16 protein-coding genes are annotated in these 16576 nt (G+C 40.7%); 10 read left to right on the top strand and 6 right to left on the bottom strand.

Features of this window, described 5'->3' with window-relative positions; all coding sequences use genetic code 11:
• Positions 1 to 66 precede the first annotated feature (66 nt).
• The 4 genes from ACW0TQ_RS12315 to ACW0TQ_RS12330 form a co-directional block, all read right to left on the bottom strand.
• Positions 67 to 1014, bottom strand: coding sequence for a nucleoside hydrolase (locus ACW0TQ_RS12315; RefSeq protein ID WP_289584494.1), 948 nt, complete (start codon positions 1012 to 1014; stop codon positions 67 to 69).
• 1 nt (position 1015) lies between these two features.
• On the bottom strand, positions 1016 to 1957 hold the full coding sequence (locus tag ACW0TQ_RS12320; protein ID WP_212929260.1) for a nucleoside hydrolase: 942 nt from the start codon (positions 1955 to 1957) through the stop codon (positions 1016 to 1018).
• A gap of 132 nt (positions 1958 to 2089) precedes the next feature.
• On the bottom strand, positions 2090 to 3673 hold the full coding sequence (locus tag ACW0TQ_RS12325; protein WP_193064461.1) for a BCCT family transporter: 1584 nt from the start codon (positions 3671 to 3673) through the stop codon (positions 2090 to 2092).
• Positions 3674 to 3829: 156 nt separating this feature from the next.
• Positions 3830 to 4690 carry an oxidoreductase gene (locus tag ACW0TQ_RS12330; protein ID WP_455725716.1) on the bottom strand — a complete coding sequence of 287 codons (861 nt, stop codon included), beginning with the start codon at positions 4688 to 4690 and terminating at the stop codon, positions 3830 to 3832.
• Between the two features lie 103 nt (positions 4691 to 4793).
• Here ACW0TQ_RS12330 and panB point away from each other — a divergent pair, with 103 nt between their 5' ends.
• The 6 genes from panB (at position 4794) to ACW0TQ_RS12360 (ending at position 8222) form a co-directional block, all read left to right on the top strand.
• Positions 4794 to 5606, top strand: a complete 813-nt coding sequence (gene panB, locus ACW0TQ_RS12335; RefSeq protein ID WP_455725717.1) for a 3-methyl-2-oxobutanoate hydroxymethyltransferase — start codon at positions 4794 to 4796, stop codon at positions 5604 to 5606.
• Positions 5603 to 6463 (top strand): pantoate--beta-alanine ligase, encoded by an 861-nt coding sequence (gene panC, locus ACW0TQ_RS12340; RefSeq protein WP_455725718.1) that lies wholly within the window; start codon positions 5603 to 5605, stop codon positions 6461 to 6463. Before panB ends, panC begins: the two co-directional genes overlap by 4 nt.
• Positions 6456 to 6839, top strand: coding sequence for an aspartate 1-decarboxylase (gene panD / locus ACW0TQ_RS12345; protein ID WP_193064459.1), 384 nt, complete (start codon positions 6456 to 6458; stop codon positions 6837 to 6839). The genes panC and panD overlap by 8 nt, the downstream gene beginning before the upstream one ends.
• A gap of 207 nt (positions 6840 to 7046) precedes the next feature.
• Complete coding sequence (locus tag ACW0TQ_RS12350; RefSeq protein ID WP_455725719.1) at positions 7047 to 7424, top strand: YbaN family protein; 378 nt, start codon at positions 7047 to 7049, stop codon at positions 7422 to 7424.
• Positions 7425 to 7486: 62 nt separating this feature from the next.
• A complete protein-coding gene (locus tag ACW0TQ_RS12355; protein WP_042529036.1) occupies positions 7487 to 7939 on the top strand; it encodes a DUF2269 family protein in 453 nt (150 codons plus the stop codon).
• 109 nt (positions 7940 to 8048) lie between these two features.
• Positions 8049 to 8222, top strand: coding sequence for a hypothetical protein (locus ACW0TQ_RS12360; RefSeq protein WP_256705306.1), 174 nt, complete (start codon positions 8049 to 8051; stop codon positions 8220 to 8222).
• A gap of 1285 nt (positions 8223 to 9507) precedes the next feature.
• On the opposite strand, the gene ACW0TQ_RS12365 is transcribed toward ACW0TQ_RS12360, so the two are convergent.
• Positions 9508 to 10752: a dicarboxylate/amino acid:cation symporter gene (locus ACW0TQ_RS12365; RefSeq protein ID WP_455725720.1), complete on the bottom strand. Its 1245-nt coding sequence runs from the start codon at positions 10750 to 10752 to the stop codon at positions 9508 to 9510.
• Positions 10753 to 11126: 374 nt separating this feature from the next.
• Positions 11127 to 11903 (bottom strand): MurR/RpiR family transcriptional regulator, encoded by a 777-nt coding sequence (locus tag ACW0TQ_RS12370; protein WP_042529032.1) that lies wholly within the window; start codon positions 11901 to 11903, stop codon positions 11127 to 11129.
• Positions 11904 to 12036: 133 nt separating this feature from the next.
• On the opposite strand from ACW0TQ_RS12370, the gene pfkB reads away from it, so the two are divergent.
• From pfkB to ACW0TQ_RS12390, 4 genes are all read left to right on the top strand, one after another.
• Complete coding sequence (pfkB, locus tag ACW0TQ_RS12375) at positions 12037 to 12957, top strand: 1-phosphofructokinase (protein ID WP_042529030.1); 921 nt, start codon at positions 12037 to 12039, stop codon at positions 12955 to 12957.
• A 17-nt stretch (positions 12958 to 12974) separates the two neighbouring features.
• Positions 12975 to 14870, top strand: a complete 1896-nt coding sequence (locus tag ACW0TQ_RS12380) for a fructose-specific PTS transporter subunit EIIC (protein ID WP_193064457.1) — start codon at positions 12975 to 12977, stop codon at positions 14868 to 14870.
• Entirely contained in the window at positions 14867 to 15805 is a 939-nt protein-coding gene (lacD, locus tag ACW0TQ_RS12385; RefSeq protein WP_042529025.1) for a tagatose-bisphosphate aldolase, read from the top strand. Before ACW0TQ_RS12380 ends, lacD begins: the two co-directional genes overlap by 4 nt.
• A 178-nt stretch (positions 15806 to 15983) precedes the next feature.
• Positions 15984 to 16487: a hypothetical protein gene (locus tag ACW0TQ_RS12390; protein ID WP_042529022.1), complete on the top strand. Its 504-nt coding sequence runs from the start codon at positions 15984 to 15986 to the stop codon at positions 16485 to 16487.
• The last annotated feature ends 89 nt before the right edge of the window (positions 16488 to 16576 follow it).

Raw genomic sequence — 16576 nt, forward strand, 5'->3', positions numbered from 1 at the left:
ATCGTTTTTACTGTAATGAAAAAGCCACGTCTCTCTCCTGAAAGACGTGGCTTTTTCATTACTTATCTACTTAATCGTCCCTAAAACATTTAACAAATTCTTCTTAAATCGTTCACGATCCACTGCTTCACAAACACGGACATTGGGCGCTTTCTCCATACGGTTATTGATATCCACCAGACTGTAACCTCTGGTAAGCTCACCCTTTGTTTCGACATCTACATAATAATCATGCGCTTCCGTCATAATACGCTCATCTGCCGCAATCGCCACTAACAATGTATCCGGATGCGTTGTCCCATTCAGCCGGTGTACAGATTTATTAAACTGCATCACCACTTGATTAATATCTATAAAAAATTGGGAACCAGCTGTTTCCAGACCGGCAATTTCCGCATGGTCCTCGTCATCCATGATGGAATAATCGATACACATATCCCAGCCAACCATTGTAATCGGAATGCCTGAATGCAGGACAAGTCTTGCCGCTTCCGGATCCACATAGAAATTATACTCCGCTGCCGGTGTGATATTCCCTAATGTATTATTCGTACCGCCCATGATATAAATATGCGGAATATCCTTGATAATCGAAGGGTCCTTCTTGATGGCCATTGCAATATTCGTTAGCGGCGCAATCGCTAATAAACTCACTTCTCCCGGATATTCTTTTACTTTCTCAATGATAAAATCAACCGCATGTCCTTCCTCCGGACGCTGTGCTGCCTTTGGAAAATGCGCACCGCCCATGCCATCATCGCCATGAACGTCTTCTACAGTCCGGTGCTTTTCCTGCCCTGTTGCAAGCAACGGCCGTTCCAGACCTTTATAGACAGGAACCTTCTCTTCCGGATTAGCGACCTGAATCGTATACAGCGCATTTTCCACCTCTTGATTAAACTCCACATTTCCGCCGGTTATCGTTACACCCTCCACTTTAAAATGATGCATTGCGGTCAAAAGGGCAATCGTGTCATCCCCGGCTGTATCAGTATCAATAATGATTTTTCTCATCTTATTTCTCCTGTCTGGCTAATGCTGTAATATAATCAAAGAACGCATCCCGGTCCACTTCATAAACAAACTGAACAGGGCGTCCAGCCTCTGAAATTTCTGTTTTTCCCTGACTGGCTCCGTTCGGGTGAACAATACTCTTCACTTCTTTTTTCTTCACCAGATCCGGTTTTCCAATCGTTGCAGTCGTCAGAACATCCCACAGGAAGTAAGTTGAATTTGTTTGAAAATGCACGAGCGGTGGTACCATTGCATAGCACTGTCCAAGGAAATCAATCCCGATATCCCGGCGTTCAGCAGCCCAATTATCTCTGACATCGGTCGTCAGCGGAACCATATTCGTGCTTTCTAAAGCAATTAAGTCAATCTCAATCGAGCTGTCCCATACCTTTTTCACAGCCTCTGGATCCCAGAAGGCATTCCATTCGGCAGTTCCATCATGCTCCGGCTCTTCCACATTTCCATTTTCTAAGAATGTTCCGCCCATCCAGACAAGCTTCTCAATTTTTTCTTCGATATCTGGAGCGATTTCCAAAGCTCTTGCTAAATCGGTCAATGGGCCGACAAACACAAGCGTTACTTTTTCATCACTTTTACGAAGCACATTCACCAAATGCTCGTGTGCCGCTTCTTCCGCAAGCTTTGCTTCTATCTTTCCAGACTCGTTTAATAGAGGCAGGGCATCTACAAAGAATGCATGCATGCGCCAGTCTTTAGGAAAGGGATTTTTGCCGCGGGAAGTGGATGCAGCCACTTCTACATTCTGTCCTTTTCCAAAACGGTCAATAATTTTACGGCTTGCATATACAGCAGGCTCTAAATAGCAGTCAGCCGGAATAACGCCAACGCCAGCCAGCTCCACATCTTCCATCTGTAATAATAGAAACAAGGAAATTAAATCATCTACTCCACCGTCATGATTTAAATAAACTTTCTTTTTCATAGATAAACTCCTCTTCGACTAAAGTTTCAAGAGCAACCAACGTACCCAAGCTCTTTACCACCTAGCATACCATGACTGAACAAAAGATAATATTTTTTTGAAGAGCCGATTCGTACATTTTCTCCTTGGTGGTTAATCCTTTTGATGGGTGGAAGAATACCTTGCTTTCCGGACATTTTTCACCCAGGCGCGGTCCTCGTCCATCATTTTCTTTGCTGCAAAGACTGTCAGAATCTGAATAATAATAATCGGTATTCCCATCAGTCCCGAAAGCACTTCCAGCGGAGATAAGCCGCCTACACTCATCAGCGTCAAAGCAAGAACCGTAATCAGCACTGCTACTAAGATTCGTAATGATTTATACGGTGTAGACTTTGACATATCCTGATTAGACATATAGGTTGCTACGGTATAGGTTGTTGAATCTAATGTAGTAATCAGGAATATCGTCGCGATAACCGTAAAAAGAATCAGAACAATCGCTGAAATCGGCAGCGAACTTAAGACAGCCGGAATCGATGCCTCAATTCCTTGATTCTGCACAATATCCAGCACTGGCAAGGTATCTGTCACTTGTCTGTGAACACTTAATCCGCCGAGAACTCCTGTTGCAAGCCAAGATAACAGCATAGGCGCCATCAGATATGTCAAAATCATTTCTTTTATCGTTCTGCCTTTCGACACAATCGCTGCAAATACACCGTGAAGCATAGCCCAGGTTGCATTATAAGCAAACCAGAAAACAGTATGACTCTCAATATGTGTCCCGCCTTCTAAATCCAGCGAATTCGTATATAGTGAAAAATTCATATAATTAGAGATTAAATAGCGTAAGGAATCTGAAAAGAAATTCATGATAAAGATTCCCGGTCCAATGACAATAATCAGGACAGCAAAAGCTCCTGCCAGATACATATTCCATGTGCTTAATCGTTTGATGCCTTTATCAATCCCGACATAAGCACTGATGGAGAAGCCCAAGACCCATACCAATGTAACAATAAGAGTAAAAGGAAAGGTGACGTCGATATTCAATAGTTCTGCCAGGTTATACGTAACAATCGGTGTACCAAGACCTAAGGTCACTGCACCTCCGGCCAAAATACTGACTAAGAAAAGAACGTCAAGGACAATACCGCCAATTCCGTCTGTAAATTTGTCACCGAATATCACGCGGCACGCTTCTGAAATACGCATTCTCGGTTTCTTCCGGACATACAGCAGATACCCCATTGCCGGGGCTACCATCACAAAGACGGCAAAGGTCTGGAAGGTCCATAAAAACATACTGTAGGAATTCCCGGCAAGAATCGCTTCCATCGATCCCGCATCCAGACCAAACGGCGGATCATTCGCAACCTCGCTCCATTGCGTCAAACCTGTCCGCATAACGGTTGAACCAAGACCCATGGCAATTAAAATAGATGCATATTCAAATAAGCTGTATCTCGGTTTCTGTGCCGGATCACCTAAAACTACTTTTCCATACTTAGAAAATGAAAATAACAATGCAGCTATCACAATGAGAAAGGCGTACCATAAATACCCCCACTTAAAGGTATCCACTAATGTATTAAAAATATTATCCAATAATTCCATGGACTCGCTCGTGTACATTGCAAATAAGGCACTGATAATCGCTATAATTACGATAGAAGGGATAACAATTTTCTTCTCAACGAAGCTTTTTTTCTTCTGCCGTTTCGGCACGTCCATTTTAATTTCTCCTCTCTGTTACTTTTTGATTAGAAATATATTTATTAAGATGGCGTTTGCGTTCACGTCTATGTAATTCCACAGAAGAAAAATTCCAAAACCTACGTATGGCAAAAAAATCACGTTACCATATTTTGGTTAATATATTGATTCATTTTACCCCCTCATCTCACTTGCCAGCAATAAACTGTATACTGCATCTAAACAGGGTGTATCCAAGCCGTACGTTTGACTTTTTTCATATAAATACCCTTGTATATAAGCTGTCTCCATTGTTTTTCCGGCTATAATATCATAGTACATACTTGTCCCCATATACGGCGGGTATCCGGCATAGATGCGCATGATTTCCTCTGTAATTCCCTCTTGAAAATGGATCCCCTCTGCCACAGCAATAGCTACGCCTTCCTGGATCAATCGTTTACATAAGAGCTGTATTTTTTCCTCTTCTAAAATAAGCGCTGTATTTCTGCTTAGTGCAGTAACAGAGTTGATTGCGAGGTTAACAAGGAGCTTATACCAAACCTCATAACGATAATCCGGGCTTAATCGGATGTCGAGGTCACTTGCGGCAATCACCTCTTTTAATTTTTTCGTCACTGGATTTTCCGGTAAAATCAAGATTCTGTCACGAAAATGCGTAACAACCTGCTCTTTCTTCTGTGCGCTAATATAGACAACCGCCTGGTATGCATTGGGAATGTGAAATTTATCCAACTGTCCATAACCATTTTGACAAAGAATACAGACTGTATTTTCATGCGTCAGCTTATCTAAATAAGGCATAATCCCCTCCAGCTGTGTTCCTTTCACAGTGATAAATAAATAGTCAATCACTGTTTCCGCTTCAGAAATAGCTTCGACAGGAAAAGCAGCCGTTTCCGATGCGGACGCTCTTTCTATATAAACTTCCCCTGCTTTCCTGCCCAAAAAAGTCACCTGATAGCCGCTGATATGTAATGATTCCCCGATAACAGAACCAACGGCACCTGGACCGATAACTCCAAATGTATCCATTTTTAATCCTCCACCTTTTCCTCAAGCTAATAACTTGCCATTGTGAATCTATACAGATAATTTTATAATAAGAAGAACAATAAAAATAGTAGGTGATTTAGAAGTGAAATTCCTTCATGATTTCATGAACATGAAAAGTAACGGAGAAAAAATGACAATGCTTACAGCGTACGACTACCCAAGCGCGAAGCAGGCAGAGCAGGCTGGAATAGAGACGATTCTTGTCGGAGACTCTCTCGGCATGACCGTCCTTGGCTATGAAAGCACCGTCCAGGTGACGATGCAGGACATGAAACACCACGCGAAAGCCGTACGCAGAGGCGCAAGAGATACCTTTATGGTCGTTGATATGCCCTTTGGAACAGTTGGTATAGATGATAAAACAGATATGGAAAATGCGGTGGAATTATATCAAGAAACAAATGCGAATGCATTGAAAATGGAAGGAGCTCATACTGCTCCCTTAATCAAAAGATGCACCCAAAGCGGCATCCCGGTCGTTGCTCATCTCGGACTGACGCCGCAGAGCTTCGGTATCACCGGCTATAAGCTTCAGGCAGCATCCAAAGAAGCAGCTGAGGAGCTTATTGCAGATGCCAAGCTGATGGAACAAAGCGAAGCCGTGATGCTGGTATTAGAAGCTATCCCAAGTGACCTGGCAGCGACCATCACAAAAACGTTATCCATTCCGGTTATCGGCATTGGCGCCGGGGCAGATACAGATGGACAGGTCCTTGTTTATCATGATGTGTTAAACTATGGCGTCGACCGCAAACCAAAATTTGTGAAGCGTTATGGAGACTTTACAACAGGTGTAGATGCATTAAAAGCTTATCATGAAGAAGTAAAAGCAGGATTGTTCCCTTCCCCTGAATTTACGTATAAGAAACAAATTATGGATGAGGTAGACGCATGACGCAACGAATTACAACAATACAAGAAATGAACGCTATCATACGAACATTAAAAAAAGAACAAAAGCAAATCGGTCTGGTACCTACAATGGGCGCCCTACATGATGGCCATTTAACGATGGTAAAAACCTCGTTGAAAAACAATGATGTCACCGTCGTCGGTGTATTTGTAAACCCGCTTCAATTTGGCCCGAATGAAGATTTTGATGCCTATCCCAGAGATATCGAGAGTGACCAGGCAAAACTAGAACCGCTTAGTGTTGATTATGTATTTTATCCAAGTGTAGAGGAGATGTATCCGGACCCGCTGGCTATTTCCTTAAAGGTAAACCGCATGGCTGAAGTGCTGGAAGGAGCAAATCGTCCAGGACATTTCGACGGCGTTGTAACGGTCGTCAATAAGCTGTTCAATATCATTCGTCCCGATTTCGCTTATTTTGGTAAAAAGGATGCCCAGCAGCTTGCCATTATTGAAAAAATGGTTGCCGACTTTAATCACCCCATCGAAGTTATCGGTATTGATACGATACGGGAAGCAGACGGTCTTGCCAAAAGCTCCCGCAATGTCTATTTAACCGAACAGGAACGAAAAGAGGCCGTTCACTTATACCAAAGCTTAATCAAAGCAAAAGAATTGTATGACACCGGCGAAAGAAACAGCGCGGTTTTGATTAATACCATCCAAGCCCATCTAACCAAAAACACTTCTGGGAATGTAGAGGATATTGCTGTCTACAGTTACCCGGAGTTAGTGGAGCAGCCGCAAATCACCGGTCAGATTTTTATATCCCTGGCTGTGAAATTTTCCAAAGCCAGATTGATTGATAACATTATTTTAAAAGGAGACAACCATGATTAGAACAATGATGAATGGCAAGATTCACCGCGCACGCGTGACCGAAGCCAACTTAAATTATGTCGGCAGCATCACGATTGATGCCGACATTTTAGATGCTGTTGATATCCTGCCAAATGAAAAAGTGGCTATTGTAAACAATAACAATGGGGCACGCTTGGAGACCTATGTCATTGCCGGCGAACGCGGGAGCGGAAAAATCTGCTTGAACGGTGCAGCAGCCCGGCTCGTACAGATTGATGATGTGATTATTATTATCTCTTATGTGCAGTTAGATCAGGATGAAGTAAAAACACATACACCTAAAGTGGCTGTGATGAATGAGAAGAATGAAATTGTGGAATTGATTGAAGAGAAGGAAAATCAGCTGGTTTTATAATTGCTGCTTTGAAGGATTTGCCGATTGGTAAGTCCTTTTTTTGCAGTTACTTCACATTTCCCAGAGTCCTCTAGAATCTACACAAATTAGTCATTTTATTTTCCTTCACAGGCAGGAATTATATTGTAAAATAGAAGTAATCTCTTATGAAAAAACGTATTGGCTGCTTTTCTTGGCAGCATTTCATTTAAAGCTGAAGTAGGTGTTATGATGAAAAAAGCATTTTTTGTCAGCTGCGGATCCTTATCACTGGGACTGGGTATCATCGGTATAATTTTACCCCTATTACCTACGACACCATTTTTATTATTATCTGCAGCATGTTACGCGAAAAGCTCAGAAAGATTATATCATTGGCTGCTTGAAAATAAATATTTTGGCTCTTATATCAAAAATTACCGTGCAGGAAAAGGCATCCCATTAAAAATAAAAATCACTGCTGTATCGGTTTTATGGTTATCCTTATCCTTTACCATCGTTTTTGTTGTTCCACTCGTTGCCGTAAAAATCCTGCTTGCACTGATTGGAGCCTACTTTACAGGATTTATCCTGAAACAAAAAACACTTCAAAAGCATGCTGTCTAGAAATGGCGTACCTGTTGCCATAAAGGATGGCATGCTGTTTGTATTTGGAGGTGACAGACAGTATGACATTTTATGAAATACTCGTATTTATACATATCTTTTCTGCCATTTTAGGGATGGGACCTGGTTTTGTGATGACGCCAATTGCTAAAAAGGCTTCTAACATGACAGAACTGCGGCATGCGTATGCCCTCCGTAACAAATTGCATCAATTCGTCATGATTGGCGGTACCTTGTTACTCGTTACCGGATTATGGATGGGGTTTTTAAATACATACCTCTTTCAGCAAGGATGGTTTTGGATCAGCCTCATTCTTTTTTTACTTGCTCTCGTGTCTGGTCCGACGGTATTAGTTTCCAGCTCTAAGCCGATTAAGGCATTGTTGAAGGAGCATAAAGGAGAAGACATTCCAGCAGAATACTTCATTTTGTCCAAACGGCTATTTTTCTATGAGCATCTTATCAATACGCTGTTTTTAATTATTATTGCATTGATGATTACCAAGCCTTTTTGAGTTTTATGGAAAAAGGGTTATTTTTCTATCTGACTGGGATTCCCCCAGTCTTTTTTCATGTTTGAAAAAGGAAAGATGCAGGGTACTTTTATATAAAAGGCGGTATATAGTGGGAAAAAGTATAAAGATAACTATATCCGCTGTCATTTTAATTGGAATCATCGGCGCCATTTATTATTTCTTTTACTACACTCCAAACATGACAATGGATGAAGTCATTTATGAAGAAAGCATCGACAGTAATGAAGACGGTCTGGATATGGAAGCAGGATGGTTTGATTAAAAACTTTAAAGCCATGGGGCATAACCGTATTGCTTTAAATATGTATAACATCAAAAGAAGAAAATAATCTTAAATACTTCTTTTGATTGGGTTTGTATATATTAATAAAGGGAAGTAAATAAAAAGGATTAATTTAAAGAGGGAACATGTATCACCTATTTAAGGACGCTTGCAAAAATATTATGCGGTGCAATCATAGGATTTACATTACTTCTCATCTATCATTGGTTGACTGACCTGGCGCTTGCTCTTCAAGACACAGTAACGACCGGGATTATTGCTATAGTTTTAATTTCTATTATAGGAATAATTTATACATTTATAAAAAATAAAGTTACTGATTAGCTTTTTTCATGAATTTCCCAATAGTTAATGTAAATGAATAAAAATTTAATTTTAAGACTGTAAACCCCAACTCTATTTACACCTATTCTTTTTAAATCACCAACTATTAAATTTTCATGAATTAAGAAGGAACTGCTACACAATCGGTTACCCTGATTATGCAAAAGCCCCTTCTTCTAAAAATAATTCTACAGTCGCTTTAACAATTCCGCCGGTTCCACCAGTTACAATAGCAATTTTCCCATCTAGTTTACCACTCATTCAGATCCCTCCATAAAATGATTCCTATCGTTTCACCGTAACACTTCACAAATATTCCTACAAATAGAAAGGGTTCTATCAGCTTCATCTTGAATGAAATGCAATCAATTTACAGAGAATAATTAGAGGGTATACAATAAAAATAGGAAAACATTTAACTTCTTGGACAAAGTTATAACGAATCACTTGAATAGGAGAGGATTTCACATGAAGTCTACTTCAGAAAATAAATTACAAGGAAGCAACAATCGCTCCTTTCTGCTCTATTTCATCATAACGGGATTTATCACCACCATCTTATCTTTCTTTTTCATGGGGAGAGCTATTGCTGAGGGAGATAATGATTATTTTGGCCTGAATTTCTTTTTACTCATTGCTGTCTGGGGTTTGGGAGCCATTTTATACTATTTATTTAAAATTAAAAGGGTCGGCCTCTTTATTTCAATCCTTCCCATTGTTTTTTATATATGCAGGTTTATACTCTCTTTTTTCATATAAAGTGAAACTGCAATCAGCGGGGTTTTCTTTTCATCCCCCACTGCGATAAAATATACCGTCGACTTTATAAAGGAAAAGCAGCGTACTCTCTATTGGGAGTACGCTGTTTTTCCACAATACTTCTTCTTAAAACAATTCCTGAGAAGATACAGATAAGTGAAGAAGGTTTTATTCTATATTCCTAGCCCTTCACTTGCTTGTTCTCTCTCCGCTTTTCCCGTTCAGATAAAATATACGCACATGCCGCATCTCCAGAGATATTAAGAGATGTTCGCAGCATATCAAGAATACGGTCGATACCAATAATTAATGCAATACCCTCCACAGGCAGACCGACCTGATTCAGCACCATGGCCAGCATGATCAAACCAACTCCCGGCACACCAGCCGTACCGACACTTGCTAAGGTAGCAACAAGCACGACCATTAAAAGATCAATCATCGTAAGCGGCAAATCATATACCTGGGCAATAAATACGGTCGCAACAGCCTGCATAATTGCCGTACCATCCATATTAATGGTTGCTCCCAGCGGCTGGACAAAGCTGCTGATTTCTTTTTTCACACCAAGATTTTCTTGTGCAGCTTTCAACGATACAGGAAGCGTTGCATTGGAACTGGCTGTGCTAAATGCTACTGTCATCGCAGGAAAGAAGCCTTTATAGAATGTAATTGGATTCCTTCGCCCCAAGAACCAGATAGCCAGAGAGTAAATAAGCAACGCATGTAGAAGCAGCCCTGCAATAACGGTTAACATATAACTTAACATGGAATCAACTGCATCCAGTCCGGCACCGCCAATTGCTGATGCAATAAGCGCAAAAGCACCATATGGAGCAAATCGCATTACCAGCATAACAAGCCAGCCTAAAATATCGTTTGCTTGTTCAAATAAGTTAAAAATACCTTTTGTCTTTTCATTTAAATAAGCTAAGGCAACCCCGATAAACACGGCAAAGGCAATAATTTGCAGCATCTCCCCAGCAGACATAGCCGCTATCGGATTAGCCGGAATGATACTAACTAATGTTTCCATAATCGGCGGTGCCTCGCTCGGTGTAAAGTCACCCAGGTTAGATGTTTCAAATATACCCGTTCTCCCTGGCTTTACCAGGTAAGCTAATGCTAAACCGATACTGATGGCAAACGCCGTAGTTGTTAAAAAGAAAGTAATCGTAAAAACACCGATTTTCCCCAATTTTGCCGGCTCGCCAAGACCTGCCGTCCCCAAAACAATGGACACAAATACCAACGGGACAACCAGCATCATAATGAGATTAATAAATATTTGACCAACCGGGTCCAGCACATATCTGTCCAAAGGACCAAAAAAACTTTCAGGAGCAAATGTCAGAGCCATCCCGGCCACGGCACCAGCTACTAATGCGATAAGTATATTTCTGGTTAGGTTGTTAGCTTTCATCATCAGACACCCTCTCTAATCAAATTGAACTCCACAAAAAAGAAAGCGCTATCATAAAATAAAAAGCTAAGTGATTCCATTTAAAGCCTATCACCTGAAACGGTCGCTGCCAGGTTCAACTAATAACTACATAAAGTATTAAAATTTGTTTCCATATAACCAAAAAAATGTAGCCCCACTCTAGATGACGAGTGTTTCTACATTTTATGAATATCTTTTGTCATATATTCCGGTTCTAATCATTAACATTTAGAAAATGCTTATCTGCTCTCCAATGGTTTTTATTAATATAAAACATTAACCAATCTGATTCACGAGTTTTTTAAATTATTCAGCTTATACTGGATTGTTACTACTCCAGTTCCCTCCCAAAAAAACTACTTAAACCGAATCACATAAGCATCCAGAAATATCCGGGCCAGCACCTGCAGCGGCAGACGCGAACGCACCTCATAGTCCGGGAAAAAGCTCTGCTTCGACTTATAGCCCAGCAAATTAATATCACATAACTGAAACAGACTGCTTTCCTTATTTGTCGTCAGCAAAATCGTTTTTACATTATTTCGCTTGCAAAATTGTGCCGCTTCTACTAATTCTTCTGTTTCCCCATTTAGCGATACAAAGATAACTAAATCATCACGCGTAAACTTTTTTGATTTAATACGAATAATATTCGGGTCGGTATGCTCTTCACAATGCTTTTCCAGCAGCTGCAGTTTCACCGCCATCTCATTGGAGATATGCTCCGAGAAGCCTCTGGCAAATATCGTAATTTTTTTACTATATTTCACTGCAACTAAAGCATCTTCGATAATGGAGGAATCCAGATAATTAATGGTATTCGTTACTTCCTCCTGATTCTTGAAAATAGCAGATTGGATTTGAGAATCAATATTTTTTATTTTCTCCAATGCTCCCGGGAATTGCTGTGACTTCTCAGAAACAAATTGAAATTTAAAATCTGTAAACCCCCGGTAGTGGAGTTTTTTCATGCATCGGACAATCGTGGATGTGGAAACATTTGCTTTCTCACTTAACTGGGTGATGGAAATCTCCCCCATTGTCGCATGATGTGATTCAATATAATCCAATAAATGCTTGTCACTGCTGCTTAATTCATTGTAATAATGCTGAATCCGCTGTTGGAAATTCACGCTTAACACCCGCCCTTTTCGAATATCCTTTTGAAATCTTTTTCATCTATTTTCTAACTATACCACATATAATGCAAACATTTTCATTTCATGACGTGTCATACTTTAAGTAAGGAAGGAAGGATGATGAACCATGATTTATACATGCACGTTAAATACAGCGATTGACATGTTCATCGAAATGGAAGATTTTCTTCCGGATAAGGTGAACCGAAGCATATACGATGAATTCCAGCCAAATGGCAAAGGAGTCAATATATCCATTATTTTAAAAAAGCTTGGCGTCCCCTCGACAGCTATCGGTTATATAGCAGGGTTCAGCGGGCATTATATTCAGGATGAACTAAACCAAATGAATATCGACACTGATTTTACGGAAGTTGATGGTGTCACAAGAATTAATGCATTTGTAAAATCCAATCAGGGTGAGTACAAAATTGTTAATGGCGGTCCGGAAATTACAGATGTAAAAATTGATGAATTAATAACTAAAATTGCCGGATTTACAAAGGATGACGTGTTATTTGTGTCAGGCAGCCTGCCGAAGGGCGTAAATCCATCCATTCTGGTTTCCATCGCAAAGCATGCTTCTGATATTGGATTTCGATTGATTTTAGATATAAGTCATCCGATCTTAAGTGAATTAGTTCACTACCGGCCTTACTTGATCAAACCGAATGACGAAGAGCTGCAGGCCTTGTTTCCAGAGGAGGAACTCGACTCAGAACAAGCAATATTGAGAGCAGCTCAAAAATTAGTAGATCAAGGCTGTCAAAATATATTAGTTTCTCTGGGAGGCGAAGGTGCTTACTTTGTTAATAAAGACACAATGCTCTACTGTCCAGCACCAAAAGGGGAGGTCGTGAATACCGCCTGCTCTGGCGATACGATGCTGGCTACCTTTTACAGCACCTTACAGACCAGTTCCCCCGAAGCAGCATTGAAAAAAGCTGTAGCGGCAGGTTCTTCAACGGCTTTCCGCTCTGGATTAACCGATTTTGAGGATGTCGATCAATTGATGCAAAACTTAAAAGTACAAGTAGTAACCATTTAAAAGAAAGGATGAACATCATGACATATCGTTTTTTAGGCGTTACTGGCTGTCCAACAGGAATTGCGCATACGTTTATGGCTGCAGAAGCACTTGAAAAAACAGCAGCAGAAAAAGGCGTTTCCATCAAAGTCGAAACACATGGACAAAGAGGAACAGAAAATCAGTTTACTGCTCAAGAAATCAAAGACGCAGAAGTCATTATTATTGCTGCAGATAAAAACGTGGATATCGACCGTTTTCATGGCAAAAAAGTAATCAATGTTTCCGTTTCAAAAGGTATTAAAAACCCTGAGGAATTAATAGATAGAGCTATATCAGGGAATGTAGCGGTCTATAAAGGTTCGGGTGAAGCGGCTCAATCGAATGACGACAGCAATCAAGAATCAGCCAGCATATGGCATCAGCTTTATGTACATCTGATGAATGGTGTCAGCCATATGCTTCCTTTAGTTGTTGCCGGCGGGGTGATGATTGCTGTTTCCTTTATGTTTGGAATTTATTCAGCTGACCCTGAATCGTCTCAATATAATGTTATTGCCGAACAAATGAATACCATCGGCGGATTAGCAATGGGATTGATGGTTCCTGTTTTAAGTGCTTATATTGCACAATCCATTGGTAATCGACCCGGCCTTATTATTGGTTTTATTGTCGGTATGATTGCTGATACAAACGGCACCGGATTTTTAGGAGGAATTGTTGGCGGCTTCTTAGCTGGAGGCCTTGTTTTACTGCTTATGAAAGCACTAAAGAACCTGCCAAAATCATTAGATGGTTTAAAAGCTATTTTTTTAATTCCGGTTCTCGGTATCTTTATCGGCGGATTTGCGATGTGGTATCTGTCTGTTCCGATGGAAGCAATCAACCAGGGAATGATGGACTTCCTAAGCAGTTTCCAGGATTCTAACCCGATCTTATTAGGGTTGATTGTAGGTATTATGAGTGCATTTGATATGGGCGGCCCCGTCAACAAAGCGGCCTATGTAACAGGTACAGCACTTCTGGCACAAGGTAATTTCTTATTTATGGCAGGTGTTTCTGCGGCGTGTATCGTTCCGCCGCTCGCAACCGGATTCTCGGTATTATTTGCGAGACGCAGCTATAACCAGGCAGAAGCAAGTGCCGGCTATGTCAACTTTCTATTAGGTTCAACGCACATTACAGAAGGCGCGATACCTTTTGCAGCAAAACGTCCGTTTACCATTATCCCAATTATCATGGTAGGTTCTTCTATCGCTGCCATGCTGACGTATATGTTTAAAGTAGAAGTTCCTGCACCGCATGGCGGATTTATCGTTCTGCCTGTTGTCACTCATGCCTTCTTATGGGTCTTGGCAATTCTGATTGGTGCGCTGATTTCCGGATTCTTAATGGCATTAGAACAAAAAAGACATCAACGAAAAAGCAATCCTGAGCAAGCGGCTGCGCCAGTACAACAAGAAACACCTGCGCCACGTGAACAGGGGGAGCTTTTAGAAACAAACCAAATTTATCTGCAGCAAAAGCTTCACTCAAAAGAGGAGGTTCTGGCGTTTATAGCAGATAAAGCTGCAGCATTAAATATTGCAACAGATGCAGAAAAAGTAGCAAGCGGTCTGCAAAAAAGAGAAGCAGAAGGCTCGACAGGTATGGAAAACGGAATCGCTATTCCTCATGTAAAAAGTGAAGTAATCCAACAAGCAAAATTAATGGTCGTTCAATTGACAGAAGGCATTGATTGGCCTGCAATGGACGGAAAACCAACAGACTTTGTTATCAGTATTCTCGTACCAGATGGAAGCAGCAACGAACATTTAGATATCTTATCGGCTCTTTCCAGAAAACTGATGAATCAAGATTTTATTAACCAGCTAAAAGCTTCTCAATCCGAAGCGGAGATAAAAGAATTATTACTTGGAGGCGTTAAAAAATGAAAAATTTAAAAAAACTCATAAATGATCAGGGGATTATTTCTGCACTTGCTATTGACCAGCGTGGTGCACTAAGAAGAATGATGGGCGAGGATATTTCCGGCGAGCAGATTTCAGCCTTCAAACAGATTGTTTCTGAAGAACTGACTCCTTACGCTTCTTCTATCCTGCTTGACCCTGAATATGGATTAGCAGCAGCAAGGAAAAGAGATGAAAATTGCGGATTAATATTGGCTTATGAACAAACAGGCTACGACAAACAAGAGCCTGGACGTTTTCCGGATTTAATTCCGAATTGCTCTGTCAAAAACCTGAAAGCTGCAGGCGCTGACGCAATTAAATTATTGATCTATGTGGATGTAGATGAAAGTAAAGAAATCAATGAAGCTAAAGAAGCTTTTGTAGAACGCGTCGGCAGTGAATGTGTCGCAGAGGAGATTCCATTTTTCTTAGAAATTCTTACCTATGATGATTCGATTGGCAATGAAAAGGGATTGGAATTTGCTAAAGTAAAACCGAAAAAAGTGATTGAAGCAATGAAACGCTATAGCGAGTCAAGATTTAACGTGGATGTGTTAAAAGTAGAGGTTCCTGTCAATATGAACTTTGTGGAAGGCTATGCAGAAGGAGATACAGCTCAAACCCAAGCGGAAGCAAAAGCTGTTTTCAAAGAACAGTCTGAAGCGACCAGCCTGCCATTCATCTTTTTAAGTGCAGGCGTTACACCGGAATTATTCCAGGAAACATTGCGTTTTGCCAAAGAAGCGGAATCTGCCTTTAACGGTGTTCTATGCGGCAGAGCAACTTGGAGCGGCGCAACATCTGAATTCAAAAACGTGGATGGAGAAGCTGCTGCGAAATGGCTGCAGACAGAAGGCATTAAAAATATTCAGGAACTGGATAAAGTGGTTCAAGAAACAGCTACATCTATTTCCTAACAAAGGTAGAAAAAGCTCAGTGTGCACACTGGGTTTTTTCGTCATATCCTTTCTGCTTCTTATTGATAGTATGTTATTATTCAGTTTGTTGCATGCTACTAACGATGGAACGATATTATCGCACGTGTTAAACGGATCATTTTGATTTTTGAACTTCCTATTATAAGGAGCGGAATCCATGCCTAAAAAATACATTATTATCAGCAGCATCCTTGCTGTTATCATCATTATCCTGCTTGCACTTATTTTCTTCTTTAAAATATCCTTTACTTCCCTGCCAACAAATCTGCCCGTTGTTTTAACAGAAGTTCTGACCACGGAAGGGGAACGGAGACATGTTGATTCGATTCGTCTTACAAAATCGGACTCCAGTCACTTAGATAGCGATGAGCCTGTACAATCAGAGAATGAGAAAGAAATTGTATTGGATCAATCAAATGATATCACCCGAATGCTGATTGAAGATGTCCATATTTATCAGGGCGGACGGATTACAAGCGACAGCCCGGAATATACCGCAGAAATGAACCTGTCTGATGGAGATACGCTCTATCTATACCTCTCCAATGAATACATACGGGTTGTTCCGTCAGATCAGGAAGGAAGGCTATACAAAGTATTGGATACGGAAAATGCTGTTTATGCCTATTTTCACGCTTTCTTTGAAGAAGACGAAGGCTAGTTTGCTCGGCTGCGGCATAATCGATGTCTTCTTTTCTGTGACCAGTCTTATTGAATATATCGAATGAAGGTCCCTGCATAAGCAAATAA

It is taken from the genome of Oceanobacillus sp. M60, from assembly GCF_053839645.1.

What these genes read in the sequence shown, in the direction of transcription:
- ACW0TQ_RS12315 (WP_289584494.1), bottom strand. Translation starts at nt 1,014, where the DNA reads ATGAGAAAAATCATTATTGATACTGATACAGCCGGGGATGACACGATT.
- ACW0TQ_RS12320 (WP_212929260.1), bottom strand. Translation starts at nt 1,957, where the DNA reads ATGAAAAAGAAAGTTTATTTAAATCATGACGGTGGAGTAGATGATTTA.
- ACW0TQ_RS12325 (WP_193064461.1), bottom strand. Translation starts at nt 3,673, where the DNA reads ATGGACGTGCCGAAACGGCAGAAGAAAAAAAGCTTCGTTGAGAAGAAA.
- ACW0TQ_RS12330 (WP_455725716.1), bottom strand. Translation starts at nt 4,690, where the DNA reads ATGGATACATTTGGAGTTATCGGTCCAGGTGCCGTTGGTTCTGTTATC.
- panC (WP_455725718.1), top strand. Translation starts at nt 5,603, where the DNA reads ATGACGCAACGAATTACAACAATACAAGAAATGAACGCTATCATACGA.
- panD (WP_193064459.1), top strand. Translation starts at nt 6,456, where the DNA reads ATGATTAGAACAATGATGAATGGCAAGATTCACCGCGCACGCGTGACC.
- ACW0TQ_RS12350 (WP_455725719.1), top strand. Translation starts at nt 7,047, where the DNA reads ATGATGAAAAAAGCATTTTTTGTCAGCTGCGGATCCTTATCACTGGGA.
- ACW0TQ_RS12355 (WP_042529036.1), top strand. Translation starts at nt 7,487, where the DNA reads ATGACATTTTATGAAATACTCGTATTTATACATATCTTTTCTGCCATT.
- ACW0TQ_RS12365 (WP_455725720.1), bottom strand. Translation starts at nt 10,752, where the DNA reads ATGATGAAAGCTAACAACCTAACCAGAAATATACTTATCGCATTAGTA.
- pfkB (WP_042529030.1), top strand. Translation starts at nt 12,037, where the DNA reads ATGATTTATACATGCACGTTAAATACAGCGATTGACATGTTCATCGAA.
- ACW0TQ_RS12380 (WP_193064457.1), top strand. Translation starts at nt 12,975, where the DNA reads ATGACATATCGTTTTTTAGGCGTTACTGGCTGTCCAACAGGAATTGCG.
- lacD (WP_042529025.1), top strand. Translation starts at nt 14,867, where the DNA reads ATGAAAAATTTAAAAAAACTCATAAATGATCAGGGGATTATTTCTGCA.
- ACW0TQ_RS12390 (WP_042529022.1), top strand. Translation starts at nt 15,984, where the DNA reads ATGCCTAAAAAATACATTATTATCAGCAGCATCCTTGCTGTTATCATC.